Below are 16,745 nucleotides of genomic sequence, written 5' to 3'. Positions count from 1 at the left end.
TTGTGCCGTTTTGACGCGCTACCGTGTTTTATGGGGCGAATCCATGAATTTGACGTTCTTTCGGCAGATTTCATGAGATGAGGCATGAGCAATTCCGCTTTTGCTTGTAATTTGGCTCCACAAGCGTTATGTGGGGAAAAATCCAATAAAGTTCGAGAAATGAAAGGGACCGCGCATGGCCCGCGTCACTGTTGAGGACTGCGTAGATAAGGTCGAGAACCGTTTTGAACTGGTTCTGCTGGCTGGTCACCGTGCTCGCCAAATTTCACAGGGTGCACAGATCACCATCGACCGCGACAACGACAAAAATCCTGTCGTTGCTCTGCGCGAAATCGCCGACGAAACCCTCTCGCCGGACGATCTGAAGGAAGATCTCATCCATTCGCTGCAGAAGCATGTGGAAGTCGACGAGCCGGAAGCTGCTGCTCCAGCTCAGATTGCCGCTGCTTCTTCGGAAGAAGTTGCGGAAGGTATTGCTGAAGCTGCCGAGGAAGATGTGGTTTCTTTCGACCGTATGTCGGAAGAAGAACTTCTCGCCGGTATCGAAGGCCTCGTCGCGCCGGAGAAGAACGACGATTTTTAATCGTCGTTTGAATTATTTTCTTTTGCATGCGCTGCGACTCCCCAGTCGTGGCGCATGTTTTTATGTGCTGGCGGCCATTGAGGCTGACCTGTCGCAAAGGTTCTGAATGCTCGTGGATGGCGTGCGAAAAGCATCGATGACGAGCGATTTCTGCCAGAAATTAATATTGTCGGCAGAAAATTAAGCCTAAACGTCGAGAACTATTCGATTTTCGGCGATTTTGGGTCACAATATCCGGTGTGCTGGGCCCGATATGGTTCCAGGTATCGGTTTCGAAAGGGAGTTCTCGTAGATGATGCGCCAATATGAGCTTGTGGAGCGTGTACAGCGATACAAGCCTGACGTGAACGAGGCGCTTCTCAACAAGGCATATGTCTATGCCATGCAAAAGCATGGCAGTCAGAAGCGCGCTTCCGGTGATCCCTACTTTTCCCATCCGCTCGAAGTCGCTGCAATCCTTACCGATATGCATCTCGATGAGGCGACAATCGCCATCGCGCTCCTGCACGATACTATCGAAGATACTACGGCCACCCGGCAGGAGATTGATCAACTCTTCGGTCCTGAGATCGGCAGGCTTGTTGAGGGGCTGACCAAGCTCAAAAAGCTCGATCTCGTTTCGAAAAAAGCGGTGCAGGCGGAAAACCTTCGCAAGCTCCTTCTCGCGATTTCCGAAGATGTCCGTGTGCTTCTGGTCAAGCTGGCAGACCGTCTGCACAATATGCGCACGCTGGGCGTGATGCGGGAAGACAAGCGTCTGCGCATCGCCGAGGAAACGATGGATATCTATGCGCCGCTCGCTGGCCGCATGGGTATGCAGGACATGCGCGAGGAGCTGGAAGAGCTGGCATTCCGCTATATCAATCCGGATGCATGGCGCGCGGTCACGGACCGTCTGGCCGAGCTTCTGGAAAAGAACCGCGGTCTTTTGCAGAAGATCGAAAAGGATCTTTCCGAGATTTTCGAGAAGAACGGCATCAAGGCCAGCGTAAAAAGCCGTCAGAAAAAGGCATGGTCGGTCTTCCGCAAGATGGAAACCAAAGGCTTGTCCTTCGAACAGCTTTCCGACATTTTCGGCTTCCGCGTCATGGTCGATACAGTGCAGGATTGCTACCGGGCGCTCGGGCTGATCCATACGACATGGTCGATGGTTCCGGGGCGGTTCAAGGATTATATCTCGACGCCGAAGCAGAACGATTACCGCTCACTGCACACGACGATCATCGGCCCGTCGCGCCAGCGCATCGAGCTACAGATACGCACGCGTACGATGGATGAAATCGCCGAGTTCGGTGTGGCTGCGCATTCGATCTACAAGGATCGGGGCAGCGCCAACAATCCGCATGCGATTTCAACGGAAACCAACGCCTATGCCTGGCTGCGCCAGACGATTGAGCAGCTTTCCGAAGGCGATAATCCGGAAGAGTTTCTGGAACACACCAAGCTTGAGCTGTTTCAGGATCAGGTTTTCTGCTTCACGCCAAAGGGGCGGCTTATCGCGCTGCCGCGTGGCGCGACGCCGATCGATTTTGCCTATGCGGTACATACCGATATCGGCGATAGCTGCGTCGGCGCCAAGGTCAACGGCCGTATCATGCCGTTGATGACAGAGCTGAAGAATGGTGATGAGGTGGATATCATCCGCTCCAAGGCGCAGGTGCCGCCCGCGGCCTGGGAGTCGCTTGTTGCGACCGGCAAGGCGCGTGCCGCCATTCGCCGTGCGACCCGTTCGGCTGTCCGCAAACAATATTCCGGACTTGGCATGCGTATTCTGGAGCGCGCATTCGAGCGTGCCGGAAAGCCGTTCAGCAAGGATATTCTGAAGCCGGGCCTGCCACGTCTGGCGCGCAAGGACGTGGAAGACGTGCTGGCCGCAGTCGGGCGTGGTGAGCTGCCGTCAACCGACGTGGTCAAGGCGGTGTATCCTGATTATCAGGATACACGCGTGACCTCGCAGAACAGCCCCGCAAAGACGGGTGAAAAGGGCTGGTTTAATATCCAGAACGCAGCCGGCATGATCTTCAAGGTGCCCGAGGGCAGCGAAGATGCGACGAAGACCGATGCTGACGCAGTGCCGAAGCCTGGAAAGAAGGCGCTACCGATTCGCGGCACCAATTCGGACCTGCCGGTTCGGTTTGCTCCGGAAGGCGCCGTACCCGGAGATCGTATCGTCGGCATTCTCCAGCCGGGCGCCGGTATCACAATCTACCCGATCCAGTCGCCTGCGCTGACTGCCTATGACGATCAGCCTGAACGCTGGATTGATGTGCGCTGGGACATCGATGAGCAGATGAGTGAGCGCTTCCCGGCACGCATCAGCGTATCGGCTATCAATTCGCCCGGTTCTCTGGCGGAGATCACGCAGATCGTGGCAGCCAACGACGCGAACATTCACAATCTCTCCATGGTGCGTACAGCACCGGATTTCACCGAGATGATTATCGATGTCGAGGTTTGGGATCTCAAGCATCTCAACCGTATCATTTCTCAATTGAAAGAAAGCGCGAGCGTCAGCGGCGCGAAACGCGTGAACGGATAGGACTAAGATGAATACCGAAGATGTGCTCGCCGTCTTCCGCGAAGCGGGAGCGATCCTTGAAGGCCACTTTATTCTTACGTCAGGCCTGCGTAGCCCGGTTTTCCTTCAGAAAGCACGCGTTTTCATGCATGCCGACAAGACGGAAAAGCTCTGCAAGGCTCTGGCCGAGAAGATCAAGGCGGCAAATCTCGGACCTATCGATTACGTGGTCGGGCCTGCGATTGGCGGTCTGATTCCTTCCTATGAAACCTCGCGCCATCTGGGTGTTCCGTCGGTCTGGGTGGAGCGCGAGAACGGTGTTTTCCGTCTACGCCGTTTCGATGTGCCAAAAGGCGCGCGCGTCGTTATCGTGGAAGACATCGTCACGACCGGGCTTTCCATCCGCGAAACGATTGACTGCATGAAGGACCTCGGTATCGAAGTCGTGGCTGCGGCCTGCATCGTCGACCGTTCGGCTGGCAAGGCAGATGTCGGCACGAAGCTGATTTCTCTCGCTGAATATGAAGTTCCAGCTTATCCAGCGGATAAATTGCCGCCCGAACTTGCCGCAATTCCGGCTGTGAAGCCCGGTAGTCGCAACATTTAAATAAGCACGCCAGCGGTTTTGGATACGCTGCAGGGGAATATACACCCCTGCGGCGAAATTCCGCTTTGCGGGACGCCTTCTAGTTACCTATTTAAGAGGAACTGCAAAGACGTTCTTCCGGCTTCCACAAACAGGGTTCCATCGTGAGTGTAGCGCCTATCATTTTCGATCCCAGGTCGCCTTACCGCGCGCCGTGCGGGGTATGTGTGGATTGCGATGTTCGACGGACGGCGGTTTGCGCTGCGCTTGACGACGGCGATCTCGGTGCCCTTGAAGCAATCATGACGTCCAAGCGTCTTGACGCCAATGAGCAGTTGGTGGAAGAGGGCGAACCGAAGCGCCGTGTTTTCAGCCTGACCTCGGGGATGCTCCGCATTTACACATCGCTTCCGGATGGACGTCGACAGATTGCAGGGTTTCTGTTCCCCGGCGACTATCTTGGTCTTGCTGATGACGAGACTTACTCCCAGTCGGCTGAGGCTGTCGTGCCTTCGGTTTTGTGCGCCTTCTCGACCAAGGAGATGGACAATCTGATGGAGCGGTTTCCGAAATTGATGGAACGCCTGCATCAAATGACGCGAGCAGCCCTTCGCACGGCGCGTGACAATCAGCTTGTTCTTGGACGCCTTGCGCCGGTGGAAAAGCTTGCGAGCTTTTTGCTGGTTCTGTCCGCACGAGCGGAAAAGCGCGGCGAAAAGCCAAACCCGGTTCATCTGGCGATGAACCGCACCGATATTGCCGACTATCTCGGCCTGACGATTGAAACCGTCAGTCGCAGCTTCACAAAGCTCAAGACGCAGGGGCTGATCCAGTTGCCTGACGCCAATACTGTGGAAATCCTGTCGCGCCGTTCGCTGGCCGCCGTTGCCGGAATGGATCCGGAAAGCCTCTGATTTCAAGCTGCCATCCCTGAAAGCCAGGTGTATTTCCGTTGATTCAAATCAATGCAGCACTCGGCAGAACAGCCTATTCCTGACCATAGAGATTGATGCGATCCGTTTTAGGATCGCGCCGTTCAAAATGGGGAAAACAGGTGCTGTTGTGGCTGGGAATTGCAATATCGGCTGTCATGCATGCGGGCTTCCTTGCCGCATCATGCCGTCTTGCCCCGCAGAATGTCGCCCCGGTTCCGGTGCGCGTATCTCCGGCAGGGCTTCACCAGAGCGCCAAACGCTTAAGGTGGACGTACTATGCATGAAGAAGCGATAAGACGCTACGCCGCGCTGGCTGTACCGAGATATACGTCTTTCCCGACGGCTGCGGATTTCATGCCGGTGGGGGCGGAGACGACGCATCGCTGGCTGCGCCAGATCGGGCCGAAAGAAAGTGTCTCCCTTTATATCCATGTGCCTTACTGTCGGCAGCTCTGCCATTACTGCGGTTGTCATGCCAAAATGGCAGTCCGCAATGATGTGGTCGAGAATTTCTGTACCGCTTTGCTCAGCGAAATCGAAACTGTCAGCAAGAGTCTGACTGCGCGGCCCAGCGTGGTCCATCTTCATTGGGGCGGGGGGACGCCCTCCATTTTGAGCCCACGCCAGTTCACGAGCATTTTGGCAGCGCTGCGGGTTGCATTCGATTTTACGCCTGAGATGGAACATGCCATCGAGCTTGACCCGCGCACCGTCACGCCGGAGCTGGTGCGTGCGCTTTCACTCATGGGCGTCAATCGTGCCAGCCTTGGCGTACAGGATGTCGACGCCGAAGTTCAGAAAGCCATCGGCCGTATTCAGCCGATAGAAACGGTTGCCAAGGCTGCCAGCCTTCTGCGGGAAGTCGGTATTAATCGTCTCAACTTCGATCTCATCTACGGCCTGCCGTTGCAGACCGTCGAGACACTGCGCGAGACTTGCGAAAAGGTTGCGGTACTCAAGCCTGACCGCGTCGCCTGCTACGGCTATGCGCATCTTCCTCAGCGGCGCGCCAATCAGCGTCTGATCGATGAAAGCCTTTTGCCCGATGCCGATGAACGCTTTGCACAGGCGCGTGTGGTTGCGGATAGCTTCATCGGTTTCGGTTACGAGCCGGTGGGAATCGATCACTACGCATTGCCGGATGACAGCCTGGCTATCGCATCGCGCAAAGGAACGCTGCACCGTAATTTCCAGGGCTATACGGATGATCGCTGCCAGACGCTGATCGGTCTTGGACCGTCATCGATTTCGCAGTTTCCTGGCGGTTATGCCCAGAATATCTCGGATGTGAAGCAATACGCCAAACGGGCCGAAGCGGGCGACCTTGCAACGGTTCGCGGCTATGCCATGCGCGAAAGCGACCGTATCCGTGCCGGTATCATCACGGCGTTGATGTGCAACTTCCGGGTCGATCTGAACACCACGGCGCCGGGCGTGGAGTTTTCTGACGAGCTGGCCTTGCTGCGCCCTCTGGTGGCTGACGGACTGGTGGAAGTACGCAGCGGCGTCATCAGCGCAACAAGCGATGGCAAACCGCTGATCCGTCTGGTTGCGGCTGCTTTCGATGAATTTCGCAGGGAGACCATGCACGGCTTCAGTTTCGCCGTCTGAACTTGCGTTGGAACAAAGAGGTAGGGCGGAAGATGCTCTATCAAGAAAATGCTGCTGCACCGGGCCGTCAAAAGGTCAGTAGCATGGGAGCACCGCCGTTGGGGGACGTGCGGTGCTCCACTGTTTTGAAGATAGCCCAAAGAGCGTCGAACGCTTTTCGGGCTATGTTTTTGGTAAAGGGTCAGGCCTTGCGGTTCTTTTCCAGCTTGGGCAGGAAAATCGTCAGCAGGCCGAGCAGGGGCAGATACGAGCAGATGTTGTAAACATACTCGATGCCCTTGTTATCGGCCACAATACCGAGGACGGCAGCAGCGATACCGGCCATGCCGAAAGCAAAGCCGAAGAACAGGCCCGACACCATGCCGACACGTCCCGGCAGCAGCTCCTGAGCGAACACCACGATTGCCGGGAAGGCCGAGGCGAGGATCAGGCCGATGATCACCGTCAGGATCGCCGTCATTTCGAGGTTTGCATAGGGCAGGGCAAGCGTGAACGGTAGGACGCCGAGGATCGATGCCCAGATCACCTTGCGCGCGCCGATCTTGTCGCCGATCGGACCACCGATGATCGTTCCCGCAGCTACTGCACCGAGGAACAGGAATAGAAGAAGCTGCGATGCCTGCACCGTCACACCAAAATGGCTGATGGTGTAGAAGGTGTAGTAGCTCGTCAGGCTGGCCATATAGATGTACTTGGTGAAAACCAGCATCGCTAGAACGCCAACGGACACCAGAACCTTGTTGCGCGGAAGCGGCAGGGTCTTGTCGGGCTTCGCCTTGCTGGCATTGGCAATCCGGTAGCGATTATACCAGTTGCTGACATACCAGAGCAGCATCATGCCGATGAGCGCGGCGACAGAGAACCACGACACGCTGATCTGGCCGAAAGGCAGAACGATGAAGGCTGCCAGAAGCGGGCCGATCGACGAGCCGAAATTGCCGCCTACCTGAAACAGGGATTGCGCAAAACCATGACGTCCGCCGGAGGCAAGGCGTGCCACACGGGCAGCTTCTGGATGGAAGACGGACGAGCCGAAGCCAACAAAGGCTGCACCCAGAAGCAGGATCGAATAGTGATGCGCTGTCGCCAGAAAGACGAGTCCGACAAGCGTGCACCCCATGCCAAAAGGCAGGGAATAAGGCATTGGCTTGCGGTCGGTATAGATACCCACGAGCGGCTGCAGGATCGATGCCGTCATCTGGAAGGTGAATGTCAGAAGGCCGATCTGCCAGAATGACAGGCTGTAGTTGTCCTTCAGCATCGGATAGATGGCCGGAAGGAGCGACTGCATCATGTCGTTCAGGAAATGGCCCATGCTTGTGGCCAGAATGATGGCGAGGACAGTATTGTCGGCGCCGCTGTTTGATGGCTGCTGTGCAGCACTCATGCTCATACTACTACTCCGAAGATGAAAGCCGGTCTTCAGGCGCATTTCCTGCAGATATTATCTGACTACAGGAAATAGGACACTCAGGGAAATTGCGGGGTGTTGATGAGAAACTGGCGAAAATTTGCGAATTTGGCGTCTGGACAGGCAGTTGCACTCCTCAGACGTCAAATTCATTCCGCCAGCGAATGTCGCGACCCATTCTCAGCAAGTCATTAATAGGACTATTGCCTCTCGCCCGCTTTCGTGTTTTGGTCCAATAGTTTCGAGAGTGGGCCAAAACAGAGGTCGGGACTGCAATGAAACCGAAGTCTCCACCGGGGCTTTTATTGCCGGGAAGCGAGGAACTGCAGAAGTTCCACGAGCAGCGGATCGCCATGCTGGAAGGCATGAGCGGGCCGGTGATTGCCCTGCCGACGCGCTACCCGGACGGCTATTTCGTGCCGCGCCATCGCCACAGCCGGGCACAGCTTCTCTGTGCCTCGCAAGGCGTGGTTCTGGTAACGACGGATGCCGGACGCTGGATGATTCCAAGTGACCACGCCATGTGGATACCGGCAGGTGTGGAGCATTCAGTCGAAATCCTCGGCGAAGTCTACATGCGGTCGATCTATATCTGCGTCGATGCCGTCTCGGGCGTGCCGGATTATCTCCACGTGGTCGGGCTTACCGATCTCATGCGATGCCTCATAACTGATGCGACGGCGCAGGACAGTACGCCTGAACCTGACAGTCGCGATGCGCTGGTGATCGAGCTCATACTGCGTGACCTTCATACGTTGCCGCAGCGTTCTCTGGGCCTGCCTTTTCCGTCCGATCCGCGTTTGCAGAAACTATGCCGTGAATTCGTGAAAAAGCCTTCTTCGCGCGCCACAATTGATGACTGGGCGGACAGGATGGCAATGAGCCGACGTTCATTTACCCGGCATTTCCAGCGGGAAACCGGCGTCAGCCTTTCAGTCTGGCGCCAGCAGGCATGTCTGTTCGCTGCGGTTCCCCGGCTTACGGAAGGGGAGGCGGTGACGAGCGTTGCACTGGATCTGGGTTATGACAGCGTTTCCGCTTTCACGACGATGTTCCGCAGGATGCTCGGTGTTTCGCCGCGGTTTTATTTGCCGAGGCTGGACACTGTTCCTTTCGAACGCAGCGATAGCGCCGCAGTTTTGGCCGAATAATAACAATTGTCTCCGCGATGGGAGAGCATTAATAGAAGCGCATGCTGTTTCAACGCCGTAATCCTCCGACCAGAAAAGAGCGTTTAAGGCTTCTGGTCTGGCCGCGCCGCTCCTTCTCCCGTTCCTTCCGGTACGGTGGAAAGCGGATTCTGCGCATCACTGCCTCGCCTCATGCCGTCGCAGCAGGTCTCGCCGTCGGCGTGTTTTCGGCGTTTACACCTTTCTTCGGCTTCCATCTTATCATCGCAATCGTGCTTGCCTATTTCCTTGCAGGGAATATCGCAGCCGCAGCGCTCGGCACGACGCTTGCCAATCCGCTGACCCTGCCATTCATCTGGGGCAGCACGTTTGAGCTTGGCCGTTTCATCATGAATGGCAGTATCGATAGCGCTCCGCCGGTCCATTTCGGTCGAGCGCTCGAAACCATGCATTTCGATGAAATCTGGACACCGCTTCTGAAGCCGATGCTGTTCGGTTCGACGATTCTGGGCGCTGCATTCGCTGTCGTGGTCTATTTCGTCACCCGGTTTGCTGTTTCGGCTTTCCGTCGCCGTCGTATCGAGCGCCTTGCGGAAAAGCATCGCCTGCACCGCGAGCAGGAGTTTCAGAAAGTATGATTGTCGGTATAGGCAGCGACCTCATCGATATTCGCCGTGTCGAAAGCACTCTTGAGCGACATGGTGACCGTTTCCGCGACAGGGTCTTCACAGAGATAGAGCAGAAGAAATCAGAAGGGCGCAAACAGCGCGCTGCATCTTATGCAAAACGCTTCGCGGCCAAGGAAGCCTGTGCGAAGGCGCTTGGAACCGGTATCGCCCAGGGCGTTTTCTGGCGGGATATGGGCGTGGTCAATGCCCCTTCCGGAAAGCCTACCATGCAATTGACTGGCGGCGCTGCGAAGCAGCTCCAGAAACTCTTGCCCGCCGGAACTCGCGCCGCCATACATCTGACAATTACCGATGATTTTCCTCTCGCGCAGGCATTCGTAATCATCGAGGCCCTGCCTGAGACGGAAAAATTGTGATTGTGAGAGGTAAACTCCTGCTCATAATCGTGCGACAAACCGGTGTTCTGCCGGCGTGCTGATTGCGTCATGCATTCATAGTCGTTATTAGATCGCGTTATCGGAAGCGGAGATACAATGAGCGTGTCCAGCAAGAGTGAGACAAAAAAATCCGGCGGCCTTGGCGAAACCATCAGCGTTATCGTGCAGGCGCTGCTGCTGGCACTGGTCATCCGCACCCTTCTTTTCCAGCCGTTCAGCATACCGTCGGGCTCCATGCGGCCGACACTTCTGGAAGGCGATTATCTGTTCGTTTCGAAATATGCCTATGGCTATTCGCGCTACTCGCTGCCGTTCGGACTGGATCTGTTTTCAGGGCGCATCTGGAGTGCGGAGCCGAAGCGCGGTGACGTCGTGGTGTTCAAGCTGCCAAGCGACCCTTCCGTCGACTACATCAAGCGTGTAATCGGTCTGCCGGGCGACCGCGTTCAGATGCGCGGCGGCGTGCTCTACATCAACGATCAGGCTGTCAAGCGCGACCGTGTCGGCACGATCGACAATCCCGATGTGACGGAAGTGAATCGCCCCGTTGAAGTCTATCGCGAGACCTTGCCGGATGGCGTGACCTACGACACGCTTGATCTCGCACCGAACTCCATCGGCGATGATACACGCGTTTTCGAGGTTCCCGCCGGTCATTATTTCATGATGGGCGACAATCGCGACAACTCGCTCGATAGCCGCTTCGGCGTTGGTTACGTGCCGTTTGAAAATCTGGTCGGGCGCGCGAACATCATCTTCTTCTCCATTGCCGACAAGGCAAGCCCGCTGGAAATCTGGAAATGGCCGACCGAAGTGCGCTTTGGCCGTCTGTTCAGCTCAGTCAATGCCGTGCCGCACACAGCCGTAACCGGAAACTGAAATGGCTTCGGCAAATCAGGCAGCAGCAATTCTGGAGGAGCGCACCGGACACCGTTTTCTCAATTTGAAACGGCTGGATCGTGCGCTCACCCACTCAAGTGTGCAGGCGCCATCGCGCGCAAATTATGAACGTCTCGAATTTCTCGGCGACCGCGTTCTGGGACTGACCGTCGCGGAAATGTTGTTCGACGCGTTTCCGGAAGCATCCGAAGGTGAACTGTCTGTTCGTCTCAACGCGTTGGTGAATGCAGAAACCTGTGCGGCGATTGCCGACGAGATCGGGCTTGCCGATCTCATTCATACCGGTTCCGATATCAAATCACTGAATGACAAGCGCCTTTTGAATGTGCGCGCCGATGTCGTCGAGGCGCTGATCGCCACGATCTATCTCGATGGCGGGCTTGAATCCGTACGGCCCTTCGTCAAGCGTTACTGGGAAAAGCGGTCTCTGCAAACGGGCGCGGCTCGCCGCGATGCCAAGACCGAACTGCAGGAATGGGCACACCAGCAGGGCAATGTGCACCCTTCCTACACCATCGTCAGCCGTACCGGTCCAGACCACGACCCGCTGTTTACAGTGGAGGTGACGGTCAAGGGCTTTACTTCGGAAACGGGCGAGGGGCGTTCGAAACGGATAGCCGAACAGAACGCGGCGGAAGCGATGCTTTATCGCGAAGGCATTTGGAAGCGTGACGATTCCGCTTGATGCAAGAGTTGGCGTTTTTTAGATCGAGATCGGTTATAATCAATCAAATACGCTATGCCGCTTTTATCAGCGGTTTCGCCGTATCTGGAATGTCGTGCTTAGGGGACGGCCGCATTCTGCAAGGAAATATCGTCTGGAAGGATAAAGAATGAACAATCGGACGACGCCGGCTGACGGCGAAAACGAAGCAGGGCAACAGACCCGTTCCGGCTTCGTGGCGCTGATAGGGGCGCCGAATGCGGGGAAATCCACGCTGGTCAACCAGATTGTGGGAACCAAGGTTTCTATCGTCACGCACAAGGTGCAGACGACACGCGCGCTCGTGCGCGGCATATTCATCGAAGGTCAGGCGCAGATCGTCCTGGTCGACACGCCCGGCATTTTCCGGCCGAAGCGCAGGCTCGACCGTGCCATGGTCACGACGGCCTGGGGTGGTGCGAAGGATGCCGACATCATTCTCGTTCTTCTCGATTCGCAAGGCGGTCTGAACGAGAACGCCGAAGCGCTGCTCGCGAGCATGAAGGATGTGCGCCAGAAGAAGGTTTTGGTGCTCAACAAGGTCGACCGCGTCGATCCGCCGGTTTTGCTGGACCTTGCCCGCAAGGCCAATGAGCTGGTCGCTTTCGACCAGACTTTCATGATCTCGGCGCTGAACGGATCGGGCTGCAAGGATCTCGCGAAATATCTCGCGGAGAACGTGCCGAACGGCCCTTGGTATTATCCGGAAGACCAGATTTCCGACATGCCGATGCGGCAGCTTGCAGCCGAAATTACGCGTGAAAAGCTCTATCTGCGCCTGCATGAGGAACTACCTTACTCGTCCACTGTGGAAACCGAACGCTGGGAAGAGCGCAAGGATGGATCCGTCCGCATTGAGCAGGTGATCTATGTGGAGCGCGAAAGCCAGAAGAAGATCGTGCTTGGCCACAAGGGCGAGACGATCAAGGCAATCGGGCAATCGGCACGCAAGGAAATCTCCGAGATACTGGAACAGACGGTTCATCTCTTCCTTTTCGTGAAAGTGCGGGAAAACTGGGGCAACGACCCGGAACGCTATCGCGAAATGGGCCTTGATTTTCCAACCTAACTCATAAAGCTGGCGGCCATGGAATGGCGCGATGAAGGCATAATTCTCGGGACACGACGCCATGGCGAGACAAGCGCCATCGTGGAAGTGATGACCCGTGAGCATGGCCGCCATATGGGTATGGTGCGCGGCGGGCGTTCCCGCCGCATGCAGCCTTTGCTGCAGCCGGGCAATCATGTGGATGTGACATGGTGGGCACGGCTCGATGAGCATATGGGCAGCTTCACCATTGAACCGCTGGAATTTGCTGCCGCCCGCCTCATCGAAACGCCTGTGGCGTTATATGGTATCCAGCTTGCAGCTTCCCATTTGCGCCTGTTGCCCGAACGCGATCCGCATCGCGGCCTCTATGAGACATTGCGGCTTATCATCGAACATTTTGACGACCCGCTGGCCTCAGGCGAACTGGTATTGCGTTTCGAAGTGATGATGCTTGAGGAACTTGGCTTCGGCCTCGATCTCAAGGAATGTGCGGCAACAGGCGTCAAGGAAGACCTGATCTATGTGTCTCCGAAATCCGGACGGGCGGTCTGCCGTGATGCGGGAGCTCCCTGGGCTGACAAGCTTCTTCCGCTGCCGGGTTTCGTCAACAGTACGGCCGTTCGTGCAGTGTCCTATGACGATATCGAGCACGCTTTCAAGATGACGGGCTATTTCTTGATGCGGCATGTATGGGAGCCACGTGCTGTCACGCCGCCTGATGCGCGGGGTGGTTTTTTGAACGCCCTCGGGCGGGCGATCAATCTTTCACAGGCAAGCTGAAAACCTCGCCTTCGAAGGCATCGGTGCCGCGTCCGATTGCACGTATGGCTGCTACCATCCGCCCCTGTCGCCCCAAAATTTCGTCTGCGAGCGTAACAAGCCGGATATTCGGCGTTGCCGATGGAGAAAGGCTGCGAACAATCCCGGCAAGTTCGCTTTCATCCAGAGCCGGGTTCAAGGTTGAAGCGATGATATAAGCCGCAGCCGTGGAACGTGAAATGCCAGCATAACAGTGAATGAGCAACGGCGCATCCATGGGCCAGCTCTTCGCGAAGTCCAGAAGCCGCAGTACGTGGGTTTCGTCGGGGGCGATCAACCCTTCGCGCAATTCGATAATATCGTTGAATGTCAGCGACAGACGGAAGGCATCGTAGCCATCAGGCAGAGCCGCTGGGGCCTCGCTTCCAAGCGTCACCACACGGCTGGGCTGGTGCAATGTGAGTTGCATTGCCAGTTGCGACAAGGGTGTCACGACGATCCGGCTCATCGGTTCTGCCGTGCTTTTTCCAATGCTGCGAACCGCGCGAGGAAGTCCGTCTGCACGTCTTGTGTGGGGCGCGGTGCAATATCCAGTCCTGTCGGATCGAAGCCGCGCGGGCGCCCGAAATATTTCACAGCTTCAGTTTCGGTAAAACCGGCAAGCCGCGTGGCCTCGAAAAAGGCAGCAATCTGATCGGCGCGTTTGATCAGCGTCTTGAGTTGGGCAGGCAGTGTTGCCGGCAGTGCGAAGCGCAAGTGAATTGCATTTTCCAGCCGCGTTTCAATCATCTTGTAATTGCCGCCCATTACTGCCTTGAAGGGCGAAATCATGTCGCCAATCACATATTCGGGTGCGTCGTGCAGAAGCGAGAATATCTGCCATTCGATGCTGGCATTGGGCACCAACCGGTTGAATATCTGGTCCACGAGCAACGAATGCTGAGCCACAGAAAATGCGTGTTCGCCGACAGTCTGACCATTCCACCGCGCAACACGGGCGAGACCGTGAGCAATATCCTCGATTTCAATATCGAGCGGGGAGGGGTCGAGTAGGTCGAGACGGCGTCCCGACAACATGCGTTGCCAGGCGCGCGTCTTGCCGGAAGATTGGTCGGCGCTCGCCATCAGGCATTTCCCGCTTCGGCTGCAGGAAACCCAAACCGCACATGCGGCGGCAAACTAAGCGCGATAGGCGTCTCGCCAGCCAGAATGGGACTACCGGCATCTATTGCATCCTTGGCGCGATCGATGCGCACAAGCGCGATGCCGATCATGCCAGCAGAACTGCCTATCGTGCCGATTTCACGCCCGTCCACGGTAATGGGCGTGCCCATCGCAGGCAAGTTTCCTTCAGAGCGAGCCACCAGAACACGCCGCCGTGCCGTGCCGCGATGCTGCATACGAGACACAACTTCCTGTCCGATGAAGCAGCCTTTCGGGAAGGAGACGCCGCCGGTCTGGTCGAAATTGACGTCATGCGGGAAGACGTCATTATACGCGAAATCCGCTTCACCTTCTGCTATGCCATATTCCGCCCGCAGCTTTGTCCATGCACTCTCGTCGGTCGTGCCATCTACCTGACCGTAGATCCGACACACGTTCAGATCGATCGGAAAGCGGCTGTCTCGCTTGATTGAATCATCGTGTGAAGAATGTGATTCATTGTGCCAGGAAACATTGACAAGTGATTCTGGCATTTGTTTAATTTCGGCTTTCGCACGAAGCCTGTAGAGTGTGATCCGCTTGATGAAATCGGCGACGATGCTTGCCGGAAGGTCGAAACGCAAACCGCCTTCGATACGTGAAACGAGGAAGTCGAACAGGATTTTCCCTTGTGGAGCGAGCAATGCTCCCGGTTTGAGGTCGTCCGGTCCGAGCTTGTCGAGGTCGGTGGTAATCACGGCCTGCAGAAATTTTTCCGCCTCTTCGCCGGTGATGTGAACCAATGCCCTGTTGGAAAGATTTACCGTTTCATCTGCCGTCGTCATCGCTTCGTCCTTGCCTTTCGCGCCCTCGTTACGTAAGCCCCAATGGAAAGGCTCGCAAGTCCTATCAATCTGGCAGGAGACAACTATGGCCGAAACATTCGATACGATTTTGAAGGGTGCAACCATCGTCAATCATGACGGTATAGGCCAACGCGACATCGGTATTCGCAATGGTCGCATCGCTGCCATAGGCTCTCTTTCCACACATACTGCAGGTGAGGTGATCGACTGCACGGGCCTGCATATTCTGCCCGGCGTGGTGGATAGCCAGGTCCATTTCCGCGAGCCCGGCCTTGAACACAAGGAAGATCTCGAGACCGGTTCACTCGCCGCTGTTCTAGGTGGGGTGACCTCCGTTTTCGAAATGCCGAACACCAAGCCGCTCACCACTTCCGCCGAGACGCTGGAAGATAAGATTCGTCGTGGCCGTCATCGTATGCACTGCGATTTCGCTTTCTGGGTCGGTGGTACGCGCGACAATGCGAAGGACGTCGGCGAACTGGAACGCCTGCCGGGCGCTGCCGGCATCAAGGTTTTCATGGGGTCATCCACCGGTGATCTGCTGGTGGATGATGATGACGGTGTCCGCTCGATCCTGAAGAACACGCGCCGCCGCGCCGCCTTCCACTCCGAAGACGAGTTCCGGTTGAAGGAACGCGAAGGCCTGCGCGTGCAGGGCGATCCGTCGAGCCATCCGGTCTGGCGTGACGAAGTTGCAGCGCTTCAGTGCACGGAACGGCTTGTGCGCATTGCCCGCGATACCGGCGCACGCATTCACGTGCTGCATATCTCCACTGCCGAAGAAATCGACTTCCTGAAAGATCACAAGGATGTCGCGACGTGCGAAGCAACGCCGCACCATCTCACCTTGTCGGCAGACGATTACAAGACACTCGGCAATCTCATCCAGATGAACCCGCCTGTCCGCGACAAGCGCCACCGCGACGGCGTGTGGAAGGGCATCGATCAGGGGATTGTCGATGTGCTCGGTTCCGACCACGCACCGCACACGCTGGAAGAAAAGCAGAAACCTTATCCGGCTTCCCCGTCGGGCATGACGGGCGTGCAGACGCTGGTGCCAATCATGCTGGATCACATCAACGCTGGCAGGCTTTCGCTGGAGCGCTTCGTCGATCTTTCCAGCCACGGCCCGAACCGCATTTTCGGCATGGCCCGCAAGGGTCGTATCGCGGTCGGCTACGATGCCGATTTGACCATTGTGGACATGAAGCGCCGCGAAACGATCACGCATGAGCAGGCAGGTTCGAAAGCTGGCTGGACGCCCTATCACGGCAAGACCGTTACGGGATGGCCGATCGGCACTTTTGTGCGCGGTATCAAGGTGATGTGGGAAGCGGAAATCGTGAACGCGAACAAGGGCGAGCCGGTGGAGTTCCTCGAAGCATTGCCACATCGCTGACCTAGAAATATTGGCGTGATCTGTCCGCTCTTTGTCAGAAAGATGGCTTTCGACCTTGGTTGCAAAACGTATTGTCTCCCTATA

General features: G+C 56.6%; 17 protein-coding genes. 13 read left to right on the top strand and 4 right to left on the bottom strand.

Features of this window, described 5'->3' with window-relative positions; all coding sequences use genetic code 11:
* The first annotated feature begins 175 nt into the window (after positions 1 to 175).
* The 5 genes from rpoZ to hemN all read left to right on the top strand — a co-directional run bounded on the left by rpoZ (position 176) and on the right by hemN (position 6,233).
* Positions 176 to 583 carry a DNA-directed RNA polymerase subunit omega gene (gene rpoZ, locus ACYSN1_RS03525; protein ID WP_105541379.1) on the top strand — a complete coding sequence of 136 codons (408 nt, stop codon included), beginning with the start codon at positions 176 to 178 and terminating at the stop codon, positions 581 to 583.
* A 292-nt stretch (positions 584 to 875) separates the two neighbouring features.
* Positions 876 to 3,122, top strand: a complete 2,247-nt coding sequence (locus tag ACYSN1_RS03520; protein ID WP_461724409.1) for a RelA/SpoT family protein — start codon at positions 876 to 878, stop codon at positions 3,120 to 3,122.
* Positions 3,123 to 3,129: 7 nt separating this feature from the next.
* Positions 3,130 to 3,708, top strand: a complete 579-nt coding sequence (gene pyrE / locus ACYSN1_RS03515) for an orotate phosphoribosyltransferase (protein ID WP_461724408.1) — start codon at positions 3,130 to 3,132, stop codon at positions 3,706 to 3,708.
* A 143-nt stretch (positions 3,709 to 3,851) separates the two neighbouring features.
* A complete protein-coding gene (locus ACYSN1_RS03510) occupies positions 3,852 to 4,601 on the top strand; it encodes a Crp/Fnr family transcriptional regulator (RefSeq protein ID WP_461724407.1) in 750 nt (249 codons plus the stop codon).
* Between the two features lie 297 nt (positions 4,602 to 4,898).
* A complete protein-coding gene (gene hemN / locus ACYSN1_RS03505) occupies positions 4,899 to 6,233 on the top strand; it encodes an oxygen-independent coproporphyrinogen III oxidase (RefSeq protein WP_461724406.1) in 1,335 nt (444 codons plus the stop codon).
* A gap of 181 nt (positions 6,234 to 6,414) precedes the next feature.
* On the opposite strand, the gene ACYSN1_RS03500 is transcribed toward hemN, so the two are convergent.
* Complete coding sequence (locus ACYSN1_RS03500) at positions 6,415 to 7,626, bottom strand: MFS transporter (protein ID WP_461724405.1); 1,212 nt, start codon at positions 7,624 to 7,626, stop codon at positions 6,415 to 6,417.
* Between the two features lie 323 nt (positions 7,627 to 7,949).
* On the opposite strand from ACYSN1_RS03500, the gene ACYSN1_RS03495 reads away from it, so the two are divergent.
* The 7 genes from ACYSN1_RS03495 (at position 7,950) to recO (ending at position 13,274) form a co-directional block, all read left to right on the top strand.
* Positions 7,950 to 8,795, top strand: coding sequence for an AraC family transcriptional regulator (locus tag ACYSN1_RS03495; RefSeq protein ID WP_461725267.1), 846 nt, complete (start codon positions 7,950 to 7,952; stop codon positions 8,793 to 8,795).
* 41 nt (positions 8,796 to 8,836) lie between these two features.
* Positions 8,837 to 9,412 (top strand): type IV secretion system effector BspA, encoded by a 576-nt coding sequence (bspA, locus tag ACYSN1_RS03490; protein ID WP_461724404.1) that lies wholly within the window; start codon positions 8,837 to 8,839, stop codon positions 9,410 to 9,412.
* Entirely contained in the window at positions 9,409 to 9,819 is a 411-nt protein-coding gene (acpS, locus tag ACYSN1_RS03485) for a holo-ACP synthase (protein ID WP_461724403.1), read from the top strand. The genes bspA and acpS overlap by 4 nt, the downstream gene beginning before the upstream one ends.
* A gap of 117 nt (positions 9,820 to 9,936) precedes the next feature.
* On the top strand, positions 9,937 to 10,719 hold the full coding sequence (gene lepB, locus ACYSN1_RS03480; RefSeq protein ID WP_461724402.1) for a signal peptidase I: 783 nt from the start codon (positions 9,937 to 9,939) through the stop codon (positions 10,717 to 10,719).
* Position 10,720: 1 nt separating this feature from the next.
* Positions 10,721 to 11,425, top strand: coding sequence for a ribonuclease III (gene rnc / locus ACYSN1_RS03475; RefSeq protein ID WP_461724401.1), 705 nt, complete (start codon positions 10,721 to 10,723; stop codon positions 11,423 to 11,425).
* A gap of 148 nt (positions 11,426 to 11,573) precedes the next feature.
* The gene (gene era / locus ACYSN1_RS03470; RefSeq protein WP_461724400.1) at positions 11,574 to 12,512 is read left to right on the top strand and encodes a GTPase Era; all 939 of its coding nucleotides are present in this window, start codon (positions 11,574 to 11,576) and stop codon (positions 12,510 to 12,512) included.
* Between the two features lie 18 nt (positions 12,513 to 12,530).
* Positions 12,531 to 13,274, top strand: a complete 744-nt coding sequence (gene recO / locus ACYSN1_RS03465) for a DNA repair protein RecO (RefSeq protein WP_461724399.1) — start codon at positions 12,531 to 12,533, stop codon at positions 13,272 to 13,274.
* On the opposite strand, the gene ACYSN1_RS03460 is transcribed toward recO, so the two are convergent.
* From ACYSN1_RS03460 to ygfZ, 3 genes are read right to left on the bottom strand one after another with little or no spacing between them, the layout of a single operon-like run.
* Entirely contained in the window at positions 13,252 to 13,761 is a 510-nt protein-coding gene (locus ACYSN1_RS03460) for a tyrosine phosphatase family protein (protein WP_461724398.1), read from the bottom strand. The genes recO and ACYSN1_RS03460 overlap by 23 nt on opposite strands.
* On the bottom strand, positions 13,758 to 14,378 hold the full coding sequence (locus tag ACYSN1_RS03455; protein WP_461724397.1) for a YfbR-like 5'-deoxynucleotidase: 621 nt from the start codon (positions 14,376 to 14,378) through the stop codon (positions 13,758 to 13,760). The genes ACYSN1_RS03460 and ACYSN1_RS03455 overlap by 4 nt, the downstream gene beginning before the upstream one ends.
* Entirely contained in the window at positions 14,378 to 15,241 is an 864-nt protein-coding gene (gene ygfZ / locus ACYSN1_RS03450) for a CAF17-like 4Fe-4S cluster assembly/insertion protein YgfZ (RefSeq protein WP_461724396.1), read from the bottom strand. Before ygfZ ends, ACYSN1_RS03455 begins: the two co-directional genes overlap by 1 nt.
* Before the next feature lie 85 nt (positions 15,242 to 15,326).
* Between ygfZ and ACYSN1_RS03445 the strand changes: the two genes are divergently transcribed.
* A complete protein-coding gene (locus tag ACYSN1_RS03445) occupies positions 15,327 to 16,661 on the top strand; it encodes a dihydroorotase (RefSeq protein WP_461724395.1) in 1,335 nt (444 codons plus the stop codon).
* Positions 16,662 to 16,745: the final 84 nt, after the last annotated feature.

The organism is Brucella sp. LJL56 (assembly GCF_054871705.1).
The sequence above is the reverse complement of the archived record's forward strand: the minus strand, read 5'-3'. Positions and strand labels throughout refer to the sequence as shown.

What these genes read in the sequence shown, in the direction of transcription:
- rpoZ (WP_105541379.1), top strand. Translation starts at nt 176, where the DNA reads ATGGCCCGCGTCACTGTTGAGGACTGCGTAGATAAGGTCGAGAACCGT.
- ACYSN1_RS03520 (WP_461724409.1), top strand. Translation starts at nt 876, where the DNA reads ATGATGCGCCAATATGAGCTTGTGGAGCGTGTACAGCGATACAAGCCT.
- pyrE (WP_461724408.1), top strand. Translation starts at nt 3,130, where the DNA reads ATGAATACCGAAGATGTGCTCGCCGTCTTCCGCGAAGCGGGAGCGATC.
- hemN (WP_461724406.1), top strand. Translation starts at nt 4,899, where the DNA reads ATGCATGAAGAAGCGATAAGACGCTACGCCGCGCTGGCTGTACCGAGA.
- ACYSN1_RS03500 (WP_461724405.1), bottom strand. Translation starts at nt 7,626, where the DNA reads ATGAGCATGAGTGCTGCACAGCAGCCATCAAACAGCGGCGCCGACAAT.
- bspA (WP_461724404.1), top strand. Translation starts at nt 8,837, where the DNA reads ATGCTGTTTCAACGCCGTAATCCTCCGACCAGAAAAGAGCGTTTAAGG.
- acpS (WP_461724403.1), top strand. Translation starts at nt 9,409, where the DNA reads ATGATTGTCGGTATAGGCAGCGACCTCATCGATATTCGCCGTGTCGAA.
- lepB (WP_461724402.1), top strand. Translation starts at nt 9,937, where the DNA reads ATGAGCGTGTCCAGCAAGAGTGAGACAAAAAAATCCGGCGGCCTTGGC.
- rnc (WP_461724401.1), top strand. Translation starts at nt 10,721, where the DNA reads ATGGCTTCGGCAAATCAGGCAGCAGCAATTCTGGAGGAGCGCACCGGA.
- era (WP_461724400.1), top strand. Translation starts at nt 11,574, where the DNA reads ATGAACAATCGGACGACGCCGGCTGACGGCGAAAACGAAGCAGGGCAA.
- recO (WP_461724399.1), top strand. Translation starts at nt 12,531, where the DNA reads ATGGAATGGCGCGATGAAGGCATAATTCTCGGGACACGACGCCATGGC.
- ACYSN1_RS03460 (WP_461724398.1), bottom strand. Translation starts at nt 13,761, where the DNA reads ATGAGCCGGATCGTCGTGACACCCTTGTCGCAACTGGCAATGCAACTC.
- ACYSN1_RS03455 (WP_461724397.1), bottom strand. Translation starts at nt 14,378, where the DNA reads ATGGCGAGCGCCGACCAATCTTCCGGCAAGACGCGCGCCTGGCAACGC.
- ygfZ (WP_461724396.1), bottom strand. Translation starts at nt 15,241, where the DNA reads ATGACGACGGCAGATGAAACGGTAAATCTTTCCAACAGGGCATTGGTT.
- ACYSN1_RS03445 (WP_461724395.1), top strand. Translation starts at nt 15,327, where the DNA reads ATGGCCGAAACATTCGATACGATTTTGAAGGGTGCAACCATCGTCAAT.